This is a genomic window from Oceanobacillus sp. E9 (genome assembly GCF_001741975.1).
GTDB classification, from domain to species: domain Bacteria; phylum Bacillota; class Bacilli; order Bacillales; family Amphibacillaceae; genus Oceanobacillus; species Oceanobacillus kimchii.
Window position 1 is genome coordinate 174,173 of the sequence record NZ_LSNA01000008.1, and the last position, 18,161, is coordinate 192,333.

15 protein-coding genes are annotated in these 18,161 nt (G+C 36.2%); 10 read left to right on the forward strand and 5 right to left on the reverse strand.

The window, feature by feature from the left end:
• Positions 1 to 4 precede the first annotated feature (4 nt).
• The gene (gene thiE / locus AQ616_RS14535) at positions 5 to 625 is read left to right on the forward strand and encodes a thiamine phosphate synthase (RefSeq protein ID WP_069686268.1); all 621 of its coding nucleotides are present in this window, start codon (positions 5 to 7) and stop codon (positions 623 to 625) included.
• A gap of 142 nt (positions 626 to 767) precedes the next feature.
• Positions 768 to 1,370 (forward strand): hypothetical protein, encoded by a 603-nt coding sequence (locus tag AQ616_RS14540; protein ID WP_205634388.1) that lies wholly within the window; start codon positions 768 to 770, stop codon positions 1,368 to 1,370.
• An 80-nt stretch (positions 1,371 to 1,450) separates the two neighbouring features.
• Here AQ616_RS14540 and AQ616_RS14545 read toward each other — a convergent pair whose 3' ends face one another.
• Both AQ616_RS14545 and AQ616_RS14550 read right to left on the reverse strand, forming a co-directional pair.
• On the reverse strand, positions 1,451 to 3,001 hold the full coding sequence (locus AQ616_RS14545; protein ID WP_069686095.1) for a BCCT family transporter: 1,551 nt from the start codon (positions 2,999 to 3,001) through the stop codon (positions 1,451 to 1,453).
• A 371-nt stretch (positions 3,002 to 3,372) separates the two neighbouring features.
• Entirely contained in the window at positions 3,373 to 4,194 is an 822-nt protein-coding gene (locus AQ616_RS14550) for a squalene/phytoene synthase family protein (RefSeq protein ID WP_069686096.1), read from the reverse strand.
• A 177-nt stretch (positions 4,195 to 4,371) separates the two neighbouring features.
• On the opposite strand from AQ616_RS14550, the gene AQ616_RS14555 reads away from it, so the two are divergent.
• Positions 4,372 to 5,535: an MFS transporter gene (locus tag AQ616_RS14555; RefSeq protein WP_069686097.1), complete on the forward strand. Its 1,164-nt coding sequence runs from the start codon at positions 4,372 to 4,374 to the stop codon at positions 5,533 to 5,535.
• A gap of 381 nt (positions 5,536 to 5,916) precedes the next feature.
• On the opposite strand, the gene AQ616_RS19645 is transcribed toward AQ616_RS14555, so the two are convergent.
• The gene (locus tag AQ616_RS19645; protein WP_017795545.1) at positions 5,917 to 6,081 is read right to left on the reverse strand and encodes a hypothetical protein; all 165 of its coding nucleotides are present in this window, start codon (positions 6,079 to 6,081) and stop codon (positions 5,917 to 5,919) included.
• Positions 6,082 to 6,216: 135 nt separating this feature from the next.
• Here AQ616_RS19645 and AQ616_RS14560 point away from each other — a divergent pair, with 135 nt between their 5' ends.
• From AQ616_RS14560 to thrB, 3 genes are read left to right on the forward strand one after another with little or no spacing between them, the layout of a single operon-like run.
• The gene (locus tag AQ616_RS14560) at positions 6,217 to 7,515 is read left to right on the forward strand and encodes a homoserine dehydrogenase (protein WP_069686098.1); all 1,299 of its coding nucleotides are present in this window, start codon (positions 6,217 to 6,219) and stop codon (positions 7,513 to 7,515) included.
• Complete coding sequence (gene thrC / locus AQ616_RS14565; RefSeq protein WP_069686099.1) at positions 7,515 to 8,576, forward strand: threonine synthase; 1,062 nt, start codon at positions 7,515 to 7,517, stop codon at positions 8,574 to 8,576. Before AQ616_RS14560 ends, thrC begins: the two co-directional genes overlap by 1 nt.
• Positions 8,573 to 9,457 (forward strand): homoserine kinase, encoded by an 885-nt coding sequence (gene thrB / locus AQ616_RS14570; protein WP_069686100.1) that lies wholly within the window; start codon positions 8,573 to 8,575, stop codon positions 9,455 to 9,457. The genes thrC and thrB overlap by 4 nt, the downstream gene beginning before the upstream one ends.
• 86 nt (positions 9,458 to 9,543) lie before the next feature.
• Here thrB and AQ616_RS14575 read toward each other — a convergent pair whose 3' ends face one another.
• Both AQ616_RS14575 and AQ616_RS14580 read right to left on the reverse strand, forming a co-directional pair.
• A complete protein-coding gene (locus AQ616_RS14575) occupies positions 9,544 to 11,139 on the reverse strand; it encodes a glutathione ABC transporter substrate-binding protein (protein WP_084822489.1) in 1,596 nt (531 codons plus the stop codon).
• A gap of 135 nt (positions 11,140 to 11,274) precedes the next feature.
• Complete coding sequence (locus AQ616_RS14580) at positions 11,275 to 13,071, reverse strand: S9 family peptidase (RefSeq protein WP_069686101.1); 1,797 nt, start codon at positions 13,069 to 13,071, stop codon at positions 11,275 to 11,277.
• Positions 13,072 to 13,199: 128 nt separating this feature from the next.
• Between AQ616_RS14580 and AQ616_RS14585 the strand changes: the two genes are divergently transcribed.
• The 4 genes from AQ616_RS14585 (at position 13,200) to AQ616_RS14600 (ending at position 18,161) form a co-directional block, all read left to right on the forward strand.
• Positions 13,200 to 14,324 (forward strand): amidohydrolase, encoded by a 1,125-nt coding sequence (locus AQ616_RS14585; protein WP_069686102.1) that lies wholly within the window; start codon positions 13,200 to 13,202, stop codon positions 14,322 to 14,324.
• Between the two features lie 178 nt (positions 14,325 to 14,502).
• Positions 14,503 to 15,690 (forward strand): galactokinase, encoded by a 1,188-nt coding sequence (locus tag AQ616_RS14590; protein ID WP_084822490.1) that lies wholly within the window; start codon positions 14,503 to 14,505, stop codon positions 15,688 to 15,690.
• On the forward strand, positions 15,687 to 16,682 hold the full coding sequence (gene galE / locus AQ616_RS14595) for a UDP-glucose 4-epimerase GalE (RefSeq protein ID WP_017795537.1): 996 nt from the start codon (positions 15,687 to 15,689) through the stop codon (positions 16,680 to 16,682). The genes AQ616_RS14590 and galE overlap by 4 nt, the downstream gene beginning before the upstream one ends.
• 3 nt (positions 16,683 to 16,685) lie before the next feature.
• The gene (locus tag AQ616_RS14600) at positions 16,686 to 18,161 is read left to right on the forward strand and encodes a UDP-glucose--hexose-1-phosphate uridylyltransferase (protein ID WP_017795536.1); all 1,476 of its coding nucleotides are present in this window, start codon (positions 16,686 to 16,688) and stop codon (positions 18,159 to 18,161) included.

Below are 18,161 nucleotides of genomic sequence, written 5' to 3' on the forward strand. Positions count from 1 at the left end.
GCTTATGAAATTCCAAAAAAATATGCTTCGGAAGTATTTTATTATGGGAAGTCAAAATTGCCATAGAGACCCACGAGAGATTTTACAAGAGGCAGCAGCTGCGGGAATTACTGCTTTTCAATTCCGTGAGAAAGGTAAGCATTCTTTAAAAGGCGCTGCAAAAGTTGAACTTGCAAAAGATTTAAAAGCTATTTGCCATGATTTTCAGATCCCTTTCATTATTAATGACGATGTTGATTTAGCAAAACAATTGGATGCAGATGGTATTCATGTCGGTCAGGATGATCAACCTGTAGAATTTGTGCGGAAACAATTCCCAAATAAGATAATTGGATTGTCCATATCAACGAATAAAGAGTTGAATCATAGTCCATTAGAAATAGTCGATTACATTGGAGCTGGTCCAATATTTGCAACAAATACAAAAGAAGATGCTAAAAAAGCGGTTGGTCTTGAATGGATTCAAAATTTAAAAAAACAGCATCCTTCTCTACCAATAGTTGCAATTGGAGGAATTAATACTACAAATGCACAAGAAGTCATCCAAGCTGGAGCTGATGGTGTATCTTTTATTACAGCAATAACAGAAACAAATCATATTTTACAAGCAGTACAACGATTATAAAGTGAAGCCTACATTCAGTGGGGTTTTCGCTTTCTTCCTTTATTTTTTCTTGGATAAGCCCAATATTATAATTATGTATCCCAAATTGTGCTCTTATCCCATATGCTAATGTGATGAAACTTTGCATATGAGGAGGAAAATAATGGATTACTATAATAATCATCCATATCATCAGCAACCTCAACAAGATCAGAGACAAAATAATAACTTACCTGGTGATATGTTAAATCAGTATTTTAATCAACAGCGTGACGATTATAATCAACAGCAGTTCACTGGAACACCTTACGAAAGTTCAGAAGGATATCATGAAGTTGATGAGTCAGATGTGAATAATCCTTATGGATATTTCAATGACGATCCAAATACGCCTGGTCGAATATTCCCGGGTGGTGGATTCCCGGGGGGATTTCCTGGAGGAATTTTTGATGGATTCCCGGGTGGTGGATTCCCAGGCGGTGGCTTTCCCGGCGGTGGTGGCCAAGATGGGCAACAAGCTCCAACAGCAGCTCCTCCTAGCTTCACACCAGAGAAACCAGCATTCCAAACTTTTGCAGTAGATCCTGGTGGAATTAGACGTTGTCTTTTCCGTTTCACTTACATTTGGCCAGAAAGAGGAAGAGGTTTTTGGTACTTCCCTACGTTCGTGGGAAGAAATTCTATTGCAGGTTTCCGTTGGAGTGGATTCCGTTGGGTGTACTTTGGAATGGATTTAGGTCGAATTGAATCATTTCAATGTTATTAACAACAAAGCCTTTTTAAGGAAAAATTAGTTTATATCAAAAAGACGGCCCTTATGAGACCGTCTTTTTGATATTTATTTTTTTAATCTTTATCCACTTTTTTATTCATTTCACGCTGCCATATTAACCCTTGTTCTAATGCCATTTTCTTTGCAATTTTTGGCGCATTCCACAATGGTGGTAACAACAAGAAAGATACAGGAACTGCAGTAATAACAATAGAATTTTGTATTGATGTAATACTGTCTTCTCCAATCGTTAAAATTACAGCTGTTGTAGCACCAAAGATGATTGCCCAGAACACACGTAACCAACGTTTCGGGTTATCATGACCCGATAATGTCGCAGCGACTGTATATGACATCGTATCCGTAGTAGTAGCTACAAATATAATCGATACTAATAAAAATCCTACTCCAAATATAACTCCCATAGGTAATTGATCCGTTATTGCCATAACAGCTGCAGGCATTCCCCCCTCTGTTAAAGCATTGGAAACAGAACCTGGGTTTTCATTTTCAAAGAATATCCCCGTTCCTCCTACAACAGAGAACCAGAAATTTGTAACTAATGGTGCAACAACGGATACCGCAATAATTAGTTCACGAATTGTTCGACCCCTGGAAATACGGCTTATAAATACAATAAGCATTGGAGCATAGCCAATAAACCAACCCCAGAAAAATATCGTCCAACCAGATAACCAACCTTCATCTCCACGAAACAAATTCATTGTAAAGAAATTTTGTAAATGAGCACCTGTTCCACCGATAAAAGCATCAATAATAAATGTTGTTGGACCAATTAGAAATACAAGTAATGCTAGAAGAATCGTAAATTGTACATTCCAATTACTTAAATGATAAATTCCTCTATCTACGCCTGTCGCAGCAGATATAGCAGCAACTGTGACTAAACCAAGCACTACTAACATACTTATCACAAGTGTATTGGGTACTCCAAATAAATGATTTAATCCGTAAGAAATCTGTAACCCTAGAAATCCTAATGGGCCAAGTGTACCTGCTACTGTTGCTATAATTGAAAAGCTGTCTGCAAGTGTTCCGACAACACTCTTTTCAAAAATTTTTTCACCAAATATTGGGTATAGTAATCCTCTAGGTTTTAATGGATATCCTTTGTGATAATGGACGTACATCATGACTACCACTGCTAAAGTACCGAGAATCGCCCATCCAAGGAACCCCCAATGAACAAAAGCTTGAGCCATTGCACCGTCTAAATAGTTAAACTCTCCACCACCAAACAAAGGTGGTGTATCCATATAATGATACATCGGTTCAGCAGCTGCCCAGAAGACACCGCCACTCGCGAGTAATGTCACCAAAATCATACTTACCCAACCAAAATAACTATACTTTGGTTTATCCATTTTCCCTAAACGAACTTTTCCATATTTTGATACGGCTAATCCTAGTCCGATTAAGAAATTAAGTAATAGTAATATTTGCCAATATGCCCCGAACCAATCTGAGGAATAAGTAAATAAAGTATTTACCCACTCTCCAACTTTCTCCTTACTTAATAATGAAAGGATGATAAATAATATTAAAAAACCGCCGCTTATATAAAAAACGGGCCAATCGAGTTCCTTTTTATTTTTGGATCTCACGTTTTACCTCCTGTTTTTTACAGCAAGTCGTCTAAAGTTAGTAGTATTAACTGTTCTTAAAGACCGTTGGATGGATAAATGAAAACAGAGAAAACGTGAATCACAACAGAATTCCACCAACTTGCTCATTTATTAAACACAGTTTTTAATTATAGTTTTTTATTTTTGTTCATACAAATAATATCCCCTATAGTTTCTCGTTAAATACAGAAGGAAAGAGAAGAATTAGAATAAAATCTTCCCTCAAATCACTTTATTTACACCAAAATAAAAGAATCCTGCAATTTTTAGCAGAATTCTTATTATAAATGGATTAATTTTAAAATCTGTTCGAAGCATGGATAAATTATGCACTAATAAAATATCTTCATTTATGAATTTATAATGTGATCAACTGTGTTTTCAACTTCATCCCGTGATATTTTTTCTTTCCCTTTTTTCAATGCGTCCAATGTTTTTTGCGCAAGTGCTAATGGGATACGACAGAATAACAAAATATTCTTTGTGGAAATTTGTTCCATATATTGATCTCCCATATGTAAATTCATCTCTGCATATTCAAACATTTCTTTTTTAGTCCAATCATCCGGGAAGAAACCTACTCCGCGTTCAGCATCTTCATCAATATTTCTTAATATATTGACAGCTTGTAATCCTCGACCGTACCCAATAGCTAACTCACGATCTGTTTCTGTTCCATCATACCATTGCCAAATATCTGATAGCATGACACCGACTAGCCCAGCCACATAATACGTATATTCATCTAAGTCTTCTTTGGTGTTTACTTCCCAGTCTCTAGCTACCCATTTTGCCATTCCTTCCGCCATCTCACTAGTAGAAGCCTTAACTTTCGTAACAATATCTGAAGGGCAATAAAGCAACCAATCATTTAATCTAATTGTTACTTCTGGGAGAATATTACGATACGGATCAATTAATGATTGGTAAGCAACATTATCAAACGATTCCGCTTGTAATAATCGACTTGTTTGGATTAGTAATTCCTGCTTACTAGAAGAATCCAAAGCTTCATGATCTTCCATTTCATCAATCGCACGCATACAAAGGTATGCTGAACCAACTGTTTTCCTTAATGTTTTATTCAGCAGCTTTATTGGAATGTAAAATGTTCGACTAGTTTCTTTGAGTACCTTCATTGCTTCTTTATCTAATGTTGCTTGATTACTCACCAAAGACTCCTCCTTGTCCGATTCATGCGATATTACAAGTATAACAAATACAACGCTTTTTTTCCTTTTTAACTGTGCTGTGTAAAAAATTTGTAAATAAATACTATTCTCTTGTACTTCTGTAAAAATAAGTCTACGATAGTCATGTTGCGAAATTTTATGTAAGGCTGTGTTAATATGGATAAACGAGTGTATCTATTAATGACCATTTCCTTTGTAGTTGGAATGGTAGAATTAATTATAAGTGGTATTTTAGATTTAGTAGCAAATGATCTTGATGTTACGATGGGACAGGCTGGATTGCTTATTACCATCTTTTCACTTGTATTTGCAGTATCAGCACCAATTTTATTATTTCTAACGGCTTCAATTGAACGAAAAAAATTAACATTAATAGCTTTAAGTACTTTTTTTATTGGTAATTTAATTGCTGTATTTAGTTTTTCCTATACAATGCTATTTATAAGTAGAATTGTCTCTGCAGCAAGTGCTTCGATACTTATTGTGCTTTGTATCATGATGGCATCATCCATTGTTCAACCCGAATACCGCGGGAGAGCTATTGGAATTGTTAGTATGGGCGTAAGTGGTTCATTAGTGTTTGGTATCCCCTTTGGTTTAATACTTGGAGAAGCATTCGGATGGAGAGCACCATTTGTACTCATAGCAATATTAACCGTTTTATCTATGATAGGCGTATATTTCTTTATGACGAGGATTTATACATCCGAAAAACCTTTACCATTACAAACCCAGCTTAAAATGCTTAGTAGCAAATCCGTTTTATTCGCATTACTAACTACCTTATTTGTATTGGCTGGACATACTACATTGTATGCTTACTTAAACCCTTTCGTTAGTGAAACGATGGATATGAATGGTTTCTGGCTTAGTGTTGTCTATTTTGCTTTTGGAATCGCTGCAGTTAGTGGCGGTGGTGCTGGCGGAGCTTTATCTGATCATTTTGGTCCGAAACGTACTATTCTTACAGTGATTACGCTCTTTATTTTAGCGATTATCTCATTGCCTTTTGCTACATTTAATATAATTATCTTCTTTGTTGTATTAATTATTTGGGGCATGATGAGCTGGGCAGTGTCACCACCAATCCAAAGCTTTTTAATTGAAACTGCACCTAAAAATGCAGATATATTAGTAAGTCTAAATAATTCTGCATTACACTTCGGAATAGCAATTGGTTCATTTATAGGTAGCTTTGTCATTGAAAAGTCTCATGTACAAGCAAATGCGTATGTAGGAGGAGCAATTGTATTTATCGGTCTTATCGTATCGATTATTGCTTTAAAAGGATATAAAGATAAACAATCGGCGGTTTCTTAGTATTAATCAAAAAGCAAGGAGAAGTTGAGGCATATCAAAAAGTTTTGCTAAAAGACTTATGATAGATAGAATAAGCTTGAGAAATATACGGAGACTCCTTTAAAATCAAAAATCGATTTTCTGCATGCGATGCAATGCTGTCGGGGACTTCCTTGTCCTATAGGAAAGAGGCCTAGGCGAGACCCAGATGCATAAGCATCCGGAGGCTCGCCACCCGCCTTAGGATAAGGGTAGTATATTTCTGAAGCAGGGTTTCAAAGCCTACTCATTCGGATTTATCTTTTGCCTAAATGCCTTTGTCCCAATCTCTCTATAATACTTCTCAATAACTTCAAGAGCTTTTTCTATGATTTGTTGAGAAACGCCAACGAATGTTCTTAGTTATATGCCATCTTTTCTTCTACGTTTTCGAAATAATAAAATACTTCCTAGCCCAAAAGCTAAACCAATAGTTCCCCCAGTTTCTGTACTTCCGAAAAAATAACCAAGTATACAACCGATTGCTAAACAAACAAGAAATATTGCTCCAATCACTGCTTCTCTCATCTGCTTTCCTCCTACTCTCTTTCTATTAGTGTATTAACACAACATTTATTTGTTAATTTCAAATAATTCACTATTGCCATACATTGGTTTTCGTGTTTAAATGTATTCAATATATCATCGTAGAGGGGTGAAAGTGTGAAAGATAAAGTATCTGTTGGTTTATTAGGTTTAGGAGTTGTTGGGTCTGGTGTTATTCAATTAATTAATGATCATCGTGAAAAATTAACTCATCAACTTGGTTGCGAAGTAGAAGTTTCAAAAGTGTTGGTAAGAAATTTAGATAAAGCAAGGAATATACATATTAATGATGATTTGCTCACGACAGATCCGAGTGATGTATTAGATCATTCATCTATCGATATTATAGTAGAAGTAATGGGTGGCATTGACCAGGCAAAAGAATATATTTTACGTGCCTTTAAAAATAAAAAACATGTAGTATCTGCGAATAAAGATTTAGTCGCATTACATGGTCCTGAGTTACAAGCTGAAGCAACAAAAAATCGTTGTGACTTCTATTATGAGGCAAGCGTTGCTGGAGGTATTCCTATTCTAAGAGGGATTACGGAAGGATTATCCACAGACCATATTCAACGTGTCATGGGAATTGTGAATGGTACAACAAACTACATTCTAACGAAAATGGATGAAGATGGCATGAGTTATGAGGACGCTCTATCAGAAGCACAACGGTTAGGATTTGCGGAAACCGACCCTACTTCAGATGTTGAAGGCTTAGACGCTGCACGAAAAATGGCCATCCTCGGTCGACTTGCTTTCTCAACTCCTGTTGAATTAAGCGATGTAGAAGTAAACGGGATTCGAGGAATAGAATTAGAAGATTTACGTTACGGAAAGCAACTCGGTTATACAATGAAACTTATTGGTTTTGCGAATTTTAACGATCAAGAGCTGGAAGTAAATGTACAACCCACTCTCTTATCAAAAAATCACCCATTATCTAGTGTAAAGAACGAATACAACGCTGTTTATGTATATGGCGAGGCAGTAGGTGAAACCATGTTTTATGGTCCTGGAGCCGGTAGTTTACCAACTGCTACAGCAATACTATCTGATGTCAGTGCAGCAATAAAAGGACTTCGTCTCGGTGTATCTGGCAATCAATCAAATGAAATGCAGTTCTCTAAAACTTTAACACCAGTCAATAAACGGCATAGCCAATATTATGTTCGACTTTATGTAAAAGATGAAACTGGTGTACTTTCTAAAATATCATCATTATTCCATGAACAAGATATAAGCTTCCAACGTATTGTACAGACGCCTGTAAATGAGTATGAGTCAGCAGAAATTGTCGTCGTAACTCATGATACATCTTTATCCAATTTCCAACATACGTTAGAGAAGTTGCGAAGTTTTGAAGCAGTTATTGAAGTCAAAAGCTATTATAAAGTGGAAGGGGAAGTGATGTAATGACTTGGCAAGGATTATTAAAGGAATATGCGGAATTATTACCAGTCACCGACCAGACACCACTATTAAGTCTAATGGAAGGAAACACTCCTTTACTGTCTTTTCCAACTTTATCAAGGGAATTGGGAATAGAGTTATACGGAAAATTTGAAGGCTTAAACCCAACTGGCTCGTTTAAAGATAGAGGTATGGTTATGGCAGTTGCAAAAGCAATCGAGGAAGGCAGCAAATCAATTATTTGTGCTTCTACCGGAAATACATCAGCTGCAGCTGCAGCCTATGCTGCTAGAGCTGGTATACGCGCAATTATTGTCATCCCTAAAGGAAAAGTTGCTCTAGGAAAATTAGCTCAAGCAGTCATGTACGGTGCAGAGATTGTTGAGATAGATGGTAATTTTGATGAGGCACTACAAATGGTTCGTAAAATCAGTGAAAAATCAGCCGTTACATTAGTTAACTCTGTTAATCCATATCGAATTGACGGACAAAAAACTGCCGCATTCGAAGTCTGCGATCAATTAGGTTCAGCTCCTGATATTCTTGCTATTCCAGTAGGTAATGCGGGAAATATTAGTGCATATTGGAAAGGGTTTAAAGAATATAACGAAAAATATCAATCAGGATTACCAAAAATGATGGGATTTGAAGCAGAAGGTGCTGCAGCTATCGTAAAAAATAAAGTCATTGAGCAACCAGAAACAATAGCCACTGCCATTCGTATAGGTAACCCAGCAAGCTGGGAGCTTGCCTTAAATGCAAAAGAAGAATCGAATGGTAGTATTGGGTATGTAACGGATGATGAGATCGTAAATGCATTCAAACTACTTCCACAAAAAGAAGGTATTTTTGCAGAACCAGGTTCAGCAGCATCTATAGCTGGTGTGATCCAACAAGTTAAAAGTGGGAGTATTCCAAAAGGAAGTAAAGTTGTTGCTGTATTGACTGGTAATGGATTAAAGGATCCACAAACTGCAATCGATCAATTATCGATTGATCCTGTTAACTTACCAAACAACGAAAAAGCAGTTATGGACTATCTTGAAGAGCTGATCACATCATGAAGCCTTTCCGTATCTCTGTTCCAGCAAGCAGTGGTAATGTTGGCCCTGGTTTTGATTCAACAGGGCTTGCATTAGGCTTATATTTACACCTCAATGTACTGGAGGCAAATAGCTTACAATTTTATTCTGACGGTGAGTCCATTTCTACAGAAAACCACTTTATATGGAATATTGCAGAACATATTGCTCATAAACATGGTATTACTCTACCAGCTTGTAAAGTACAGGAAGCAAACGATATTCCTTTGGCTCGCGGTTTAGGAAGCAGCGCTTCTGCTATTGTTGCAGGTATCGAGCTTGCCAATCAATTAGGAAATCTACATTTAACACCGGAACAAAAATTACAATATGGTACGGAGATTGAAGGGCATCCTGATAATGTTGCACCTTCTATATATGGCGGATTAATCATTTCAACGGTATTTGAAGAGAAAATTGAACATATTCAGTTGAAAGACATTGATGTCGATATTGTTGCCTATATTCCAAATGTAGAATTAAAGACTTCCGTCTCGAGAAATTGCTTACCTGATAGCTACAAACGAGATTATGCAGCTAAAGCAAGCGCCATTAGTAATTTAACTATAGCTGCCTTATACAGTAAAGATTATAAGTTAGCGGGGAAATTAATGGAAGAAGATCTCTTTCATGAGCCTTTTCGCTCGGAACTAATTCCTAACTTCTCTTATATTCGAGAGGAAGCTAAAAAACATGGTGCATTTGGCACTATCTTAAGTGGAGCGGGACCAACTATGCTATCAATAACTTCAAAAGGAAAAGGTGCAACGTTACAACGCTATATGTCTAATTTGTCATTATTAGCGGATTACCAAATTAAATACATACCTATCGACTATCAAGGTATCACCATTCAAGATTAAGTTGAGGTTGGATTATAACTAAAATAATTACTATATGTATGCATTCGAAAAAAGATTCTGAGGATTTCCCTCAGAATCTTTTAACTTTACTGTTCAATCGTAACATCTTTTAATAACAACATTTTTGTGGGTAACATTTCTAGGTTGTTTACACTTTCATGTACACCCATTAAATAATCTTTATGCATAAGATAAACTACCGGAGCTTCCTCTACTAGTATCTCTTGCGCACGCTGATATTTATTGAATCGCTCTTCCTCATCAATCTCTGTGAGACCCTCATCTAGCAGTTGATCCAGCTCGTCATTTTGCATAAATGTACGATTCCCAGAAGGTCCAATGTTATCTGAGTGGAATAATGGCGCGATACCATTATTCGCTTCTGCTGTACTATTTGACCATCCTAAGATGAACATATCGTGGTTACCTTTTCCTATTTCCTCCAGGTATGCTGCCCATTCAAATACTTCAATATCTATAGAAATCCCTATAGCTTTTAGTTGCGCCTGGACATTCGTAGCAATATCTAAACGCTCTCTCGTTTCATTCGTCCATATAGTTGCAGAAAAACCATCTGGATAACCAGCTTCTGCTAATAATTCTTTTGCTTGTTCAACATCATATTCTAATCCAGCTAGATCTTCATCATAATCAGCAACTCCAGGAGCTAGAGGACCAATCGCTTTTTTCGCATAACCATTTGCGATTCCATCAATGATCTCATCTTTATTAATTGCCATCGAGATAGCTTGGCGAACAAGCTTATCATCAAATGGTTCTTGTTCCATATTAAAACCTAAATAATCTAAAGAAACACTACCTTGTTGATTTACAAACATTTCCTCTGATTGCTCTAATTGCTCTACATCAGATGCACTAAGCGGATTCGATATATGTGAATCACCAGTTTGTAGTTCTGCGATTCGTGTTAGGTCCTCAGATACAACTTTAAATGTAACTGTATCTATATTAGCCGTTCCATCCCAATAATCCTCATTTTTCACTAAACGAATGTATTGCCCTGTATTCCATTCATCAAATTTAAAATAACCTGTCCCAATTGGATTTTCATTGATTACAGAACCTGGATTTTCACCATTCTCCATAGCTGCATAATCTTCTTCGATTAGTTTTGGAGAAATCATGGATCCAACTGGATGTGTTAAATTAGAAGGTAGTCCAGAAATTGGGTACTCTGTTTTAAATTGAACGGTATATTCATCCACAGCTACAACTTCTTCCACTCCATCTAATAAATAGGAATGAGGCGCAGCTACTTCTGGATCTAACATTCGTTCGATATTGGCTTTGACAGCTTCCGCATTAAATGGTTCGCCATCATGAAAAGTTACACCTTCTTGCAGTTCAAATTGCCAGGTATTATCATCCACTGTTTCCCAGCTTTTAGCCAAGCTAGGTTGTAAGTTCATATCGCTATCGTGTTTCACTAACTTTTCAAAAATATTGTATTGTACATCAAAGGAAGGTACATCATTTACTCCTGCAGGATCTAAAGCAACCGCATCAGAAACAGTTGCAATCACCAAATCTCCACCTTCTTGTTGAGCCTGTCCATCCCCATTTCCTTCTGCTCCAGATTCATCTGGTTCACTAGCACAACCAACTAAAATAAATCCAATTACAACCATACTAAAAATAAGCCAGATACTTCTTTTTCCCACTTGAAATTCCTCCTTGTTTTATCATGTTGATTAAATTGTCGAAAAATGATGAAAATATTAATTTTAAATATACACAAATAATAATAGATTGACAATGTATTTGAAGTAATTTTCTTTCAATTGGAAAATATTGCGTTATTTATCCAACCATTGGTCCATAAATTCTACCGTTTTCTTATTCATCAACACATGATTTTCGAGTTTTTCCGTTTGATGCCCTTCATCTTCAAAAATAATTAACTCAACATCTTTTCCTTGAGACTCTAAATCTTTAGTAAGCTGTTCAGCCTCTGAAACTGGTACACGAGTATCATTCTTCCCATGAAAAATAAGTAATGGTACTTGAATCTTTTCTGTATGATTCAATGGTGCAATTTCTTCAAAGAAATCACTATCATGCTCCAACGAACCATATTCCTGTTCACGTAGTCTTCGTCTCCATGGACCGGTATTTTCTAAAAACGTGCGAAAATGGCTGATACCTACAATATCTACTGCTGCAGCCCATACCTTAGGATAATGCGTAATAGCAGCTAATACCATAAATCCACCGTAACTTCTCCCCATAATTCCAACACGATCCCTGTCTGTTTGATGTGTAGATACTAAATCTTTTACAAGATAGTTTAAATCCGCCACAGCATCCATTCTTTTCCGAATATCATCTAGTTGAACATACTTTCTACCATATCCCATGCTCCCTCTAACATTAGGAGCTGCAATTGTATATCCTAATGCAGCAAGGTACTGAATCACGGGGTTATACTCATTGCGAATTTGACTTTCAGGCCCACCATGGACATATATCATTACAGGTTGATTTGTTCTTTTCTTTCCATATAGAAAATAAGGAACTTCTAATCCATCAAACGAAGAAAAATGACAGACCTCAGGTTCCATCCACAGGTGACCAACTTCAGGACTTTCACCAATATGCGTTAATCGCTCTGATTCATCGTCTATTATATCTACTTTCCATATGTCACCTGGTAATGTAGAACTCGTTACTCCTACTAATAGTTCTCGATCATTTATCCATTGTAATGATTGATAGACTCCAACTGGTACATCTTTAATATTTGTTACTGCGTTTTTTTCTAAAGAATAGATTCCTAATTGTGAACTTCCACCTTCATTTAGTGAGAATGCAAGATACTGTTCATCAACGGATATCTTTACTTCCTCAATGTCCCATTGTTCACTTTTATAGATAAATTCTAATAAATTCGGTTTTTCAAGATCGAACTTTGCAATTGCTAAAGTGTCTCTGCCTTCATCTGTTACAACATATCCTGACATATTATCTTTTGTTATCTGAACAGAATGGTATCTAGCTGGGACATTTACATTACCAATTGGCGTCGTCTTTCCTGATTCAAGATTTAGAATATGTAATTGATTATCAATATTAGAAACAGCGTACGAAAAAATAATACCTTTACCATCTGCCGTCCAAATTAATGGAGTACAATTTGTTTCCGATTCAAACACAGTGACTTCTTCTTTTGTTTCAATATCTAATGTAAAAATATCAAAATATCCAGGATTTCTCCTATTGCTTGCGTAAGTGATTTTGCTCTCATCTGGAGACCAACCACCAAATTGGTGAAAATGCTCAGGAGACAGTACTAACTCTTCTATTGTGTTTCCTTTGTCTGATGTTAAATAGAATTGTTGCTTTTCGTTCCCTTCAAAGTCAGAGGCTAGTATTGTGTGCTCCCCAGAAGGAGAATGATAAACCTGTAATACTCTATCCTTTAACTCATGAAAAGCAGAGACTTCTCCACTTTCATCTATCTTCCATACTTGTGGTCTTCCAGTAAGATTTGCCAAAAACGTAAAGCCCCTATTATTCCCAATTTTTCTAGGTTGGTATGCACCTTTTGCATTCAAGAATGACAATAACTTGTTTTCATCTTGTTTTTTTGACATGTTGACACCTCCATGTTGAATATTCTAATTTTTTGTTGTATTTTTAAAACTATTAATATAACAATAAAGTATAGATGAAATAAACTAATAAATCAATTTCATCATACGTCTTATAGGGGGGAGAAACCATGATTGCTATAACTGGATCAACGATATGGAACGGAAACGAGGATGTACTGGAAGGATACACAATACTTATTAAAGACAGAAAAATTGAGCGAATCTCGAAAAACATTACCATACCATCTAACTATCAAACTATTGATGGAAATGGACTAACCATTACACCAGGACTTATTGACGTACATACACATTTAGGCGTTTCTGAAGAGGGCGTTGGCAAAGAAGGTGCTGACTTTAATGAAACTTCGAGCCCTACATCTCCTGAAGTTCGTGCGATTGATGGAATCAATCCTCGAGAATATGGCTTTGAAGTAGCTAGAGAATCAGGAATTACTACTGTCCAAGTAATGCCTGGGAGTGCAAACGTCATCGGTGGTGAAATGTCAGTGTTAAAAACAACTGGCTCTGTTATTGACGAGATGGTCATTCGTTCAACTTCAGGTATGAAGGCTGCTACTGGAGAGAACCCTAAAATTTTCCACGGGTCTAAAGGAAAAATGCCTACTACCCGTATGGGAGTAGCAGCTACAATAAGACAGAAATTATTTGAAGCAAAATACTATTCGAACAATAGCAACGCTTCATTTGATCTTGGATTGGAACAATTAGCAAAAGTTATAAATAAAGAAATTCCGCTACGTGTTCATGCACATCGTGCAGATGATATCGTGACCGTATTAAGGCTAAAAAAAGAATTTGACATCGATGTAACGATTGAACACTGTACAGAAGGACACTTTATTGCCGATTATATTGCAACACATGATGTCATGGTTTCTGTAGGACCGACGATGTCTACAAGATCTAAAGTGGAGTTAAAGGATAAAAATTGGAAAACCATCAAGACATTGACAGATGCTGGGATTTCATGTTCTATAACTACCGATCACCCAGTTGTCGGTATTGAGTATTTATTAACTAGCGCCATTCATGCAATTAAAAATGGACTTACCGAACAACAAGCATTAAAAACAATCACTTCGAATGCTGCTAAACACCTAGGTGTAGATAATCGTGTAGGTTCATTAGAAGCCGGAAAAGATGCTGATTTTCTTCTATGGGACGGGAACCCATTTGACTTACAAACTAGTTTACTTGATGTCTATATCGACGGATCCAAAGTATCATAAAACAAAAATTTCATTCAGTGGGGGCGCTTATTTTTTTGATTAAATACTTCTTCTTACTCAGCCCCTTTTTAACTAAGCCTATTGCAATTATTTAGCTAAAATAGTAAACTAACAACAACTTAGTTAATTAATTTAATTAAGTCTATAGAAATTAACATTTATTTGAGGAGGGTTTTTATTGAAATCTATAATTCAATTACAGCAATTATTTTCTTCCATTTTTAACACTACTCAACAACCACGTATATTCTTTTCGCCCGGCAGAATCAATTTAATAGGTGAACATACAGATTACAACGGTGGTCATGTCTTTCCTGCAGCCATTAATATGGGGACGTATGCATTAGCTGCCAAACGCAGTGATAATAAACTAAACATGTACTCTGCTAATTTCCCTGATGAAGGAATTATCGATTGTGATCTTGCCAATCTTGCATATCATGAACATCATCGTTGGGCTAATTTCCCAAAGGGAATGTTTCTTTACTTAATGAACGCTGGTTACGAAATCCGTACTGGTGCGGATATATTATTTTATGGCGATATCCCAAATAGCGCAGGACTATCCTCTTCTGCATCATTAGAATTAGCTACTGGTACAGTATTTGAAGGATTGTATAACAAAAAAATAGATCGACTTGAAATGGTAAAAATAGGACAAAAAGTAGAAAATGAATATATTGGTGTAAACAGTGGTATCATGGATCAATTTGCAGTTGGTATGGGGAAGAAAAACCATGCGATTCTATTAAACTGTGACACTATGCAATATTATTACGCTCCTCTTCCCTTAGATGGTTATAATTTTATAATAATCCATACAAATAAAGCCCGTACATTGGCTGGATCTAAATATAATGAACGGCGTTTACAATGTGAAAACGCACTACAAGATCTCCAATCTAACTTGAATATTGATTCATTAGCAGATTTAACTACAGATACTTATGAAGCAAATAAACACCTTATTCGTGATCCAATTTATCGAAAGCGAGCCAAACATGTAGTTTATGAAAACGCTCGCACTCTACAAGCTCTTGAAAAACTCAAACAACATGACCTAAAAGCATTCGGACAATTAATGAAGGAATCTCACATTTCATTACGTGATGATTATGAAGTAACAGGAAAGGAACTCGATACAATTGTGGAAGCTGCTTGGGAACAATCCGGTGTGATTGGAGCAAGAATGACTGGCGCAGGTTTTGGAGGTTGTGCAATTGCCATTGTGAAGACTAGTCAGAAAGAACAATTTCAACAACAGGTTCAACAAATCTATCAAGAAAGAACTGAGTTAGATGCTACTTTTTATACCGTCACGATGCATGATGGTGCAAAAGAAATCACTAAAGGAGTGAAGGCATGAGTGTATTAGTTTTAGGGGGTGCGGGGTATATTGGCTCTCATGCAGTTTATCAGCTTATCGAAGAAGGTCATCAAGTCATTGTTATTGATAATTTAATCACAGGACATAAGAAGGCCATTCATAAGAATGCTACTTTTTATAATGGAGATATTCGTGACTTACATTTTCTCCACACCGTCTTTGAAAAAGAAGATATCGAAGCTGTTTTTCATTTTGCAGCTAGTTCACTTGTAGGTGAATCGATGGAACAGCCACTAAACTACTTTGATAATAATGTCTATGGGACACAGCAAGTTCTAAAAGCGATGGTTAAAGCGCATGTAGACAAAATTATATTTTCATCTACTGCAGCAACCTATGGCGAACCAATCTCTATTCCTCTTACAGAAGACATGCCCGCTATACCCACTAGTCCTTACGGGGAATCAAAACACATGATGGAAAAGTTGATGCGTTGGGCAGAAAAATCACATGGTATCAAATATGTTTCTTTACGCTACTTTAATGTTGCTGGGGCAAAAGAAAGCAGCGAAATTGGCGAAGATCATCACCCTGAAACCCATTTAATTCCAATCGTTTTACAAGTGGCTTTAGGACAACGAGAAAATATCACGATTTTTGGTGATGACTATGACACTTCTGACGGAACCTGTGTAAGGGATTATGTTCATGTAGAAGATTTAATTGATGCACATCTGCTTGCATGGAATTATCTAAATCAAGGTGGTAATAGCCTTATTTGCAACTTAGGTAGTAATAATGGATTTTCTGTAAAAGAAATAATCGAGACAGCAAGAAAAGTTACTGGCAAAAACATACCAATAAAAACTGGTGTACGGCGTGCTGGAGACCCGAGTAAATTAATTGCCAGTGCATCTAAAGCCCAAAATCAACTTCATTGGCATCCAAAAAGAACTTCGATTGAAAAAATTATTATCGATGCCTGGAATTGGCATGTAAATCACCCGAACGGTTATGGAAAGGAAGATTAAACAATGATTTTTTCATTGATTTCTGGACTACTTAAACAAAGCATAGAAAAAAATTTAATCTTAGAAGAGGACCGAATTTATGTTAAAAATCAAGTCCTCCACCTTTTAAAATTAGAGTCTTCTCCACAAATCATACGTCCAAAGGAAGATACTATACCAAACTTACTAGATCATATTATAGAATATGCAGTAAATGAAAAGATCATAGACAATGTTCTGGATGAAAAAGAAATACTCACTGCCGATATTATGAATTGTTTTTTATCAAAACCATCTGAAATAAGAAATAAATTTCAACAATACTATTTGAAATCTCCTAAAGCTGCTACAGACTATTTTTATGAATTAAGTAAAAACAGCAATTATATTCAAATGAATCGAATCAACAAAAATATTTCTTTTAAAGTGGATACTGAATATGGAGTTATGGATATAACCATTAATTTATCAAAACCTGAAAAAGAACCTGAACAAATCAAGCGAGAGAAAGAGAATCATTCCCATGTTAATTACCCAAAATGCCTTCTCTGTATTGAAAATGAAGGGTATGGAGGACGTATTGGGCATCCAGCCAGATCAAACCATCGCATTATACCAGTAATACTTCAAGATGAAACATGGTATCTACAATACTCTCCATATGTCTATTATAATGAGCATTGTATTTTATTATCAGAAAAGCATCGAGATATGAAAATTAATCAAGATACGTTCTTTCGCTTACTTACGTTTACAGAGAAATTCCCACATTATTTTATCGGTTCAAATGCCGATTTACCAATTGTAGGAGGCTCTATATTGAGCCATGACCATTATCAAGGTGGCAACTACGAGTTTGCTATGCCGAATGCCGTAGATGACTTTACATTTGAACTGAATGCTTTTCCAACCGTAAAGTCCTCAATCATTAAATGGCCAATGTCAGTGATTCGACTAAAGGGTGAAAAAAAGGAAGAGATTATCAAAGCTGCCGAATTCATCAGAGAAAAATGGAAGTATTATACGGATGAAGAAGCAAACATCCGAGCATTCACTGATGACACACCGCATAATACAATCACACCTATTGCAAGAAAACGACAAGATCAATTTGAACTGAATCTCGTCCTGAGAAATAATCGCACTGACGAGACGCATCCAATGGGTATCTTCCATCCCCACGAAGATGTTCATCATATAAAAAAAGAAAATATCGGTTTAATTGAAGTAATGGGATTAGCTGTTCTGCCGCCTAGGCTAATTAACGAACTAAAAGAAATAAAAGAATTTATCGCTGGCAACACTACATCCGTAACATTATACCATCAGGAATGGGCCAATGAACTAAAACAGAAATATACAAATCTATCCGATGCGAATGAGTTAGATATAGTTATTAAACAAGAACTAGGAAATAAATTCGTTAAAGTATTACAAGATGCAGGTGTATGTAAGAACCGTGATGATTTTAATCGCTTTATCGACTATATGAATAGCTGA

Excerpts from the sequence above, each read along its gene's own strand:
- thiE (WP_069686268.1), top strand. The coding sequence starts at position 5 with ATGAAATTCCAAAAAAATATGCTTCGGAAGTATTTTATTATGGGAAGT.
- AQ616_RS14540 (WP_205634388.1), top strand. The coding sequence starts at position 768 with ATGGATTACTATAATAATCATCCATATCATCAGCAACCTCAACAAGAT.
- AQ616_RS14555 (WP_069686097.1), top strand. The coding sequence starts at position 4,372 with ATGGATAAACGAGTGTATCTATTAATGACCATTTCCTTTGTAGTTGGA.
- AQ616_RS19645 (WP_017795545.1), bottom strand. The coding sequence starts at position 6,081 with ATGAGAGAAGCAGTGATTGGAGCAATATTTCTTGTTTGTTTAGCAATC.
- thrC (WP_069686099.1), top strand. The coding sequence starts at position 7,515 with ATGACTTGGCAAGGATTATTAAAGGAATATGCGGAATTATTACCAGTC.
- thrB (WP_069686100.1), top strand. The coding sequence starts at position 8,573 with ATGAAGCCTTTCCGTATCTCTGTTCCAGCAAGCAGTGGTAATGTTGGC.
- AQ616_RS14580 (WP_069686101.1), bottom strand. The coding sequence starts at position 13,071 with ATGTCAAAAAAACAAGATGAAAACAAGTTATTGTCATTCTTGAATGCA.
- AQ616_RS14585 (WP_069686102.1), top strand. The coding sequence starts at position 13,200 with ATGATTGCTATAACTGGATCAACGATATGGAACGGAAACGAGGATGTA.
- galE (WP_017795537.1), top strand. The coding sequence starts at position 15,687 with ATGAGTGTATTAGTTTTAGGGGGTGCGGGGTATATTGGCTCTCATGCA.
- AQ616_RS14600 (WP_017795536.1), top strand. The coding sequence starts at position 16,686 with ATGATTTTTTCATTGATTTCTGGACTACTTAAACAAAGCATAGAAAAA.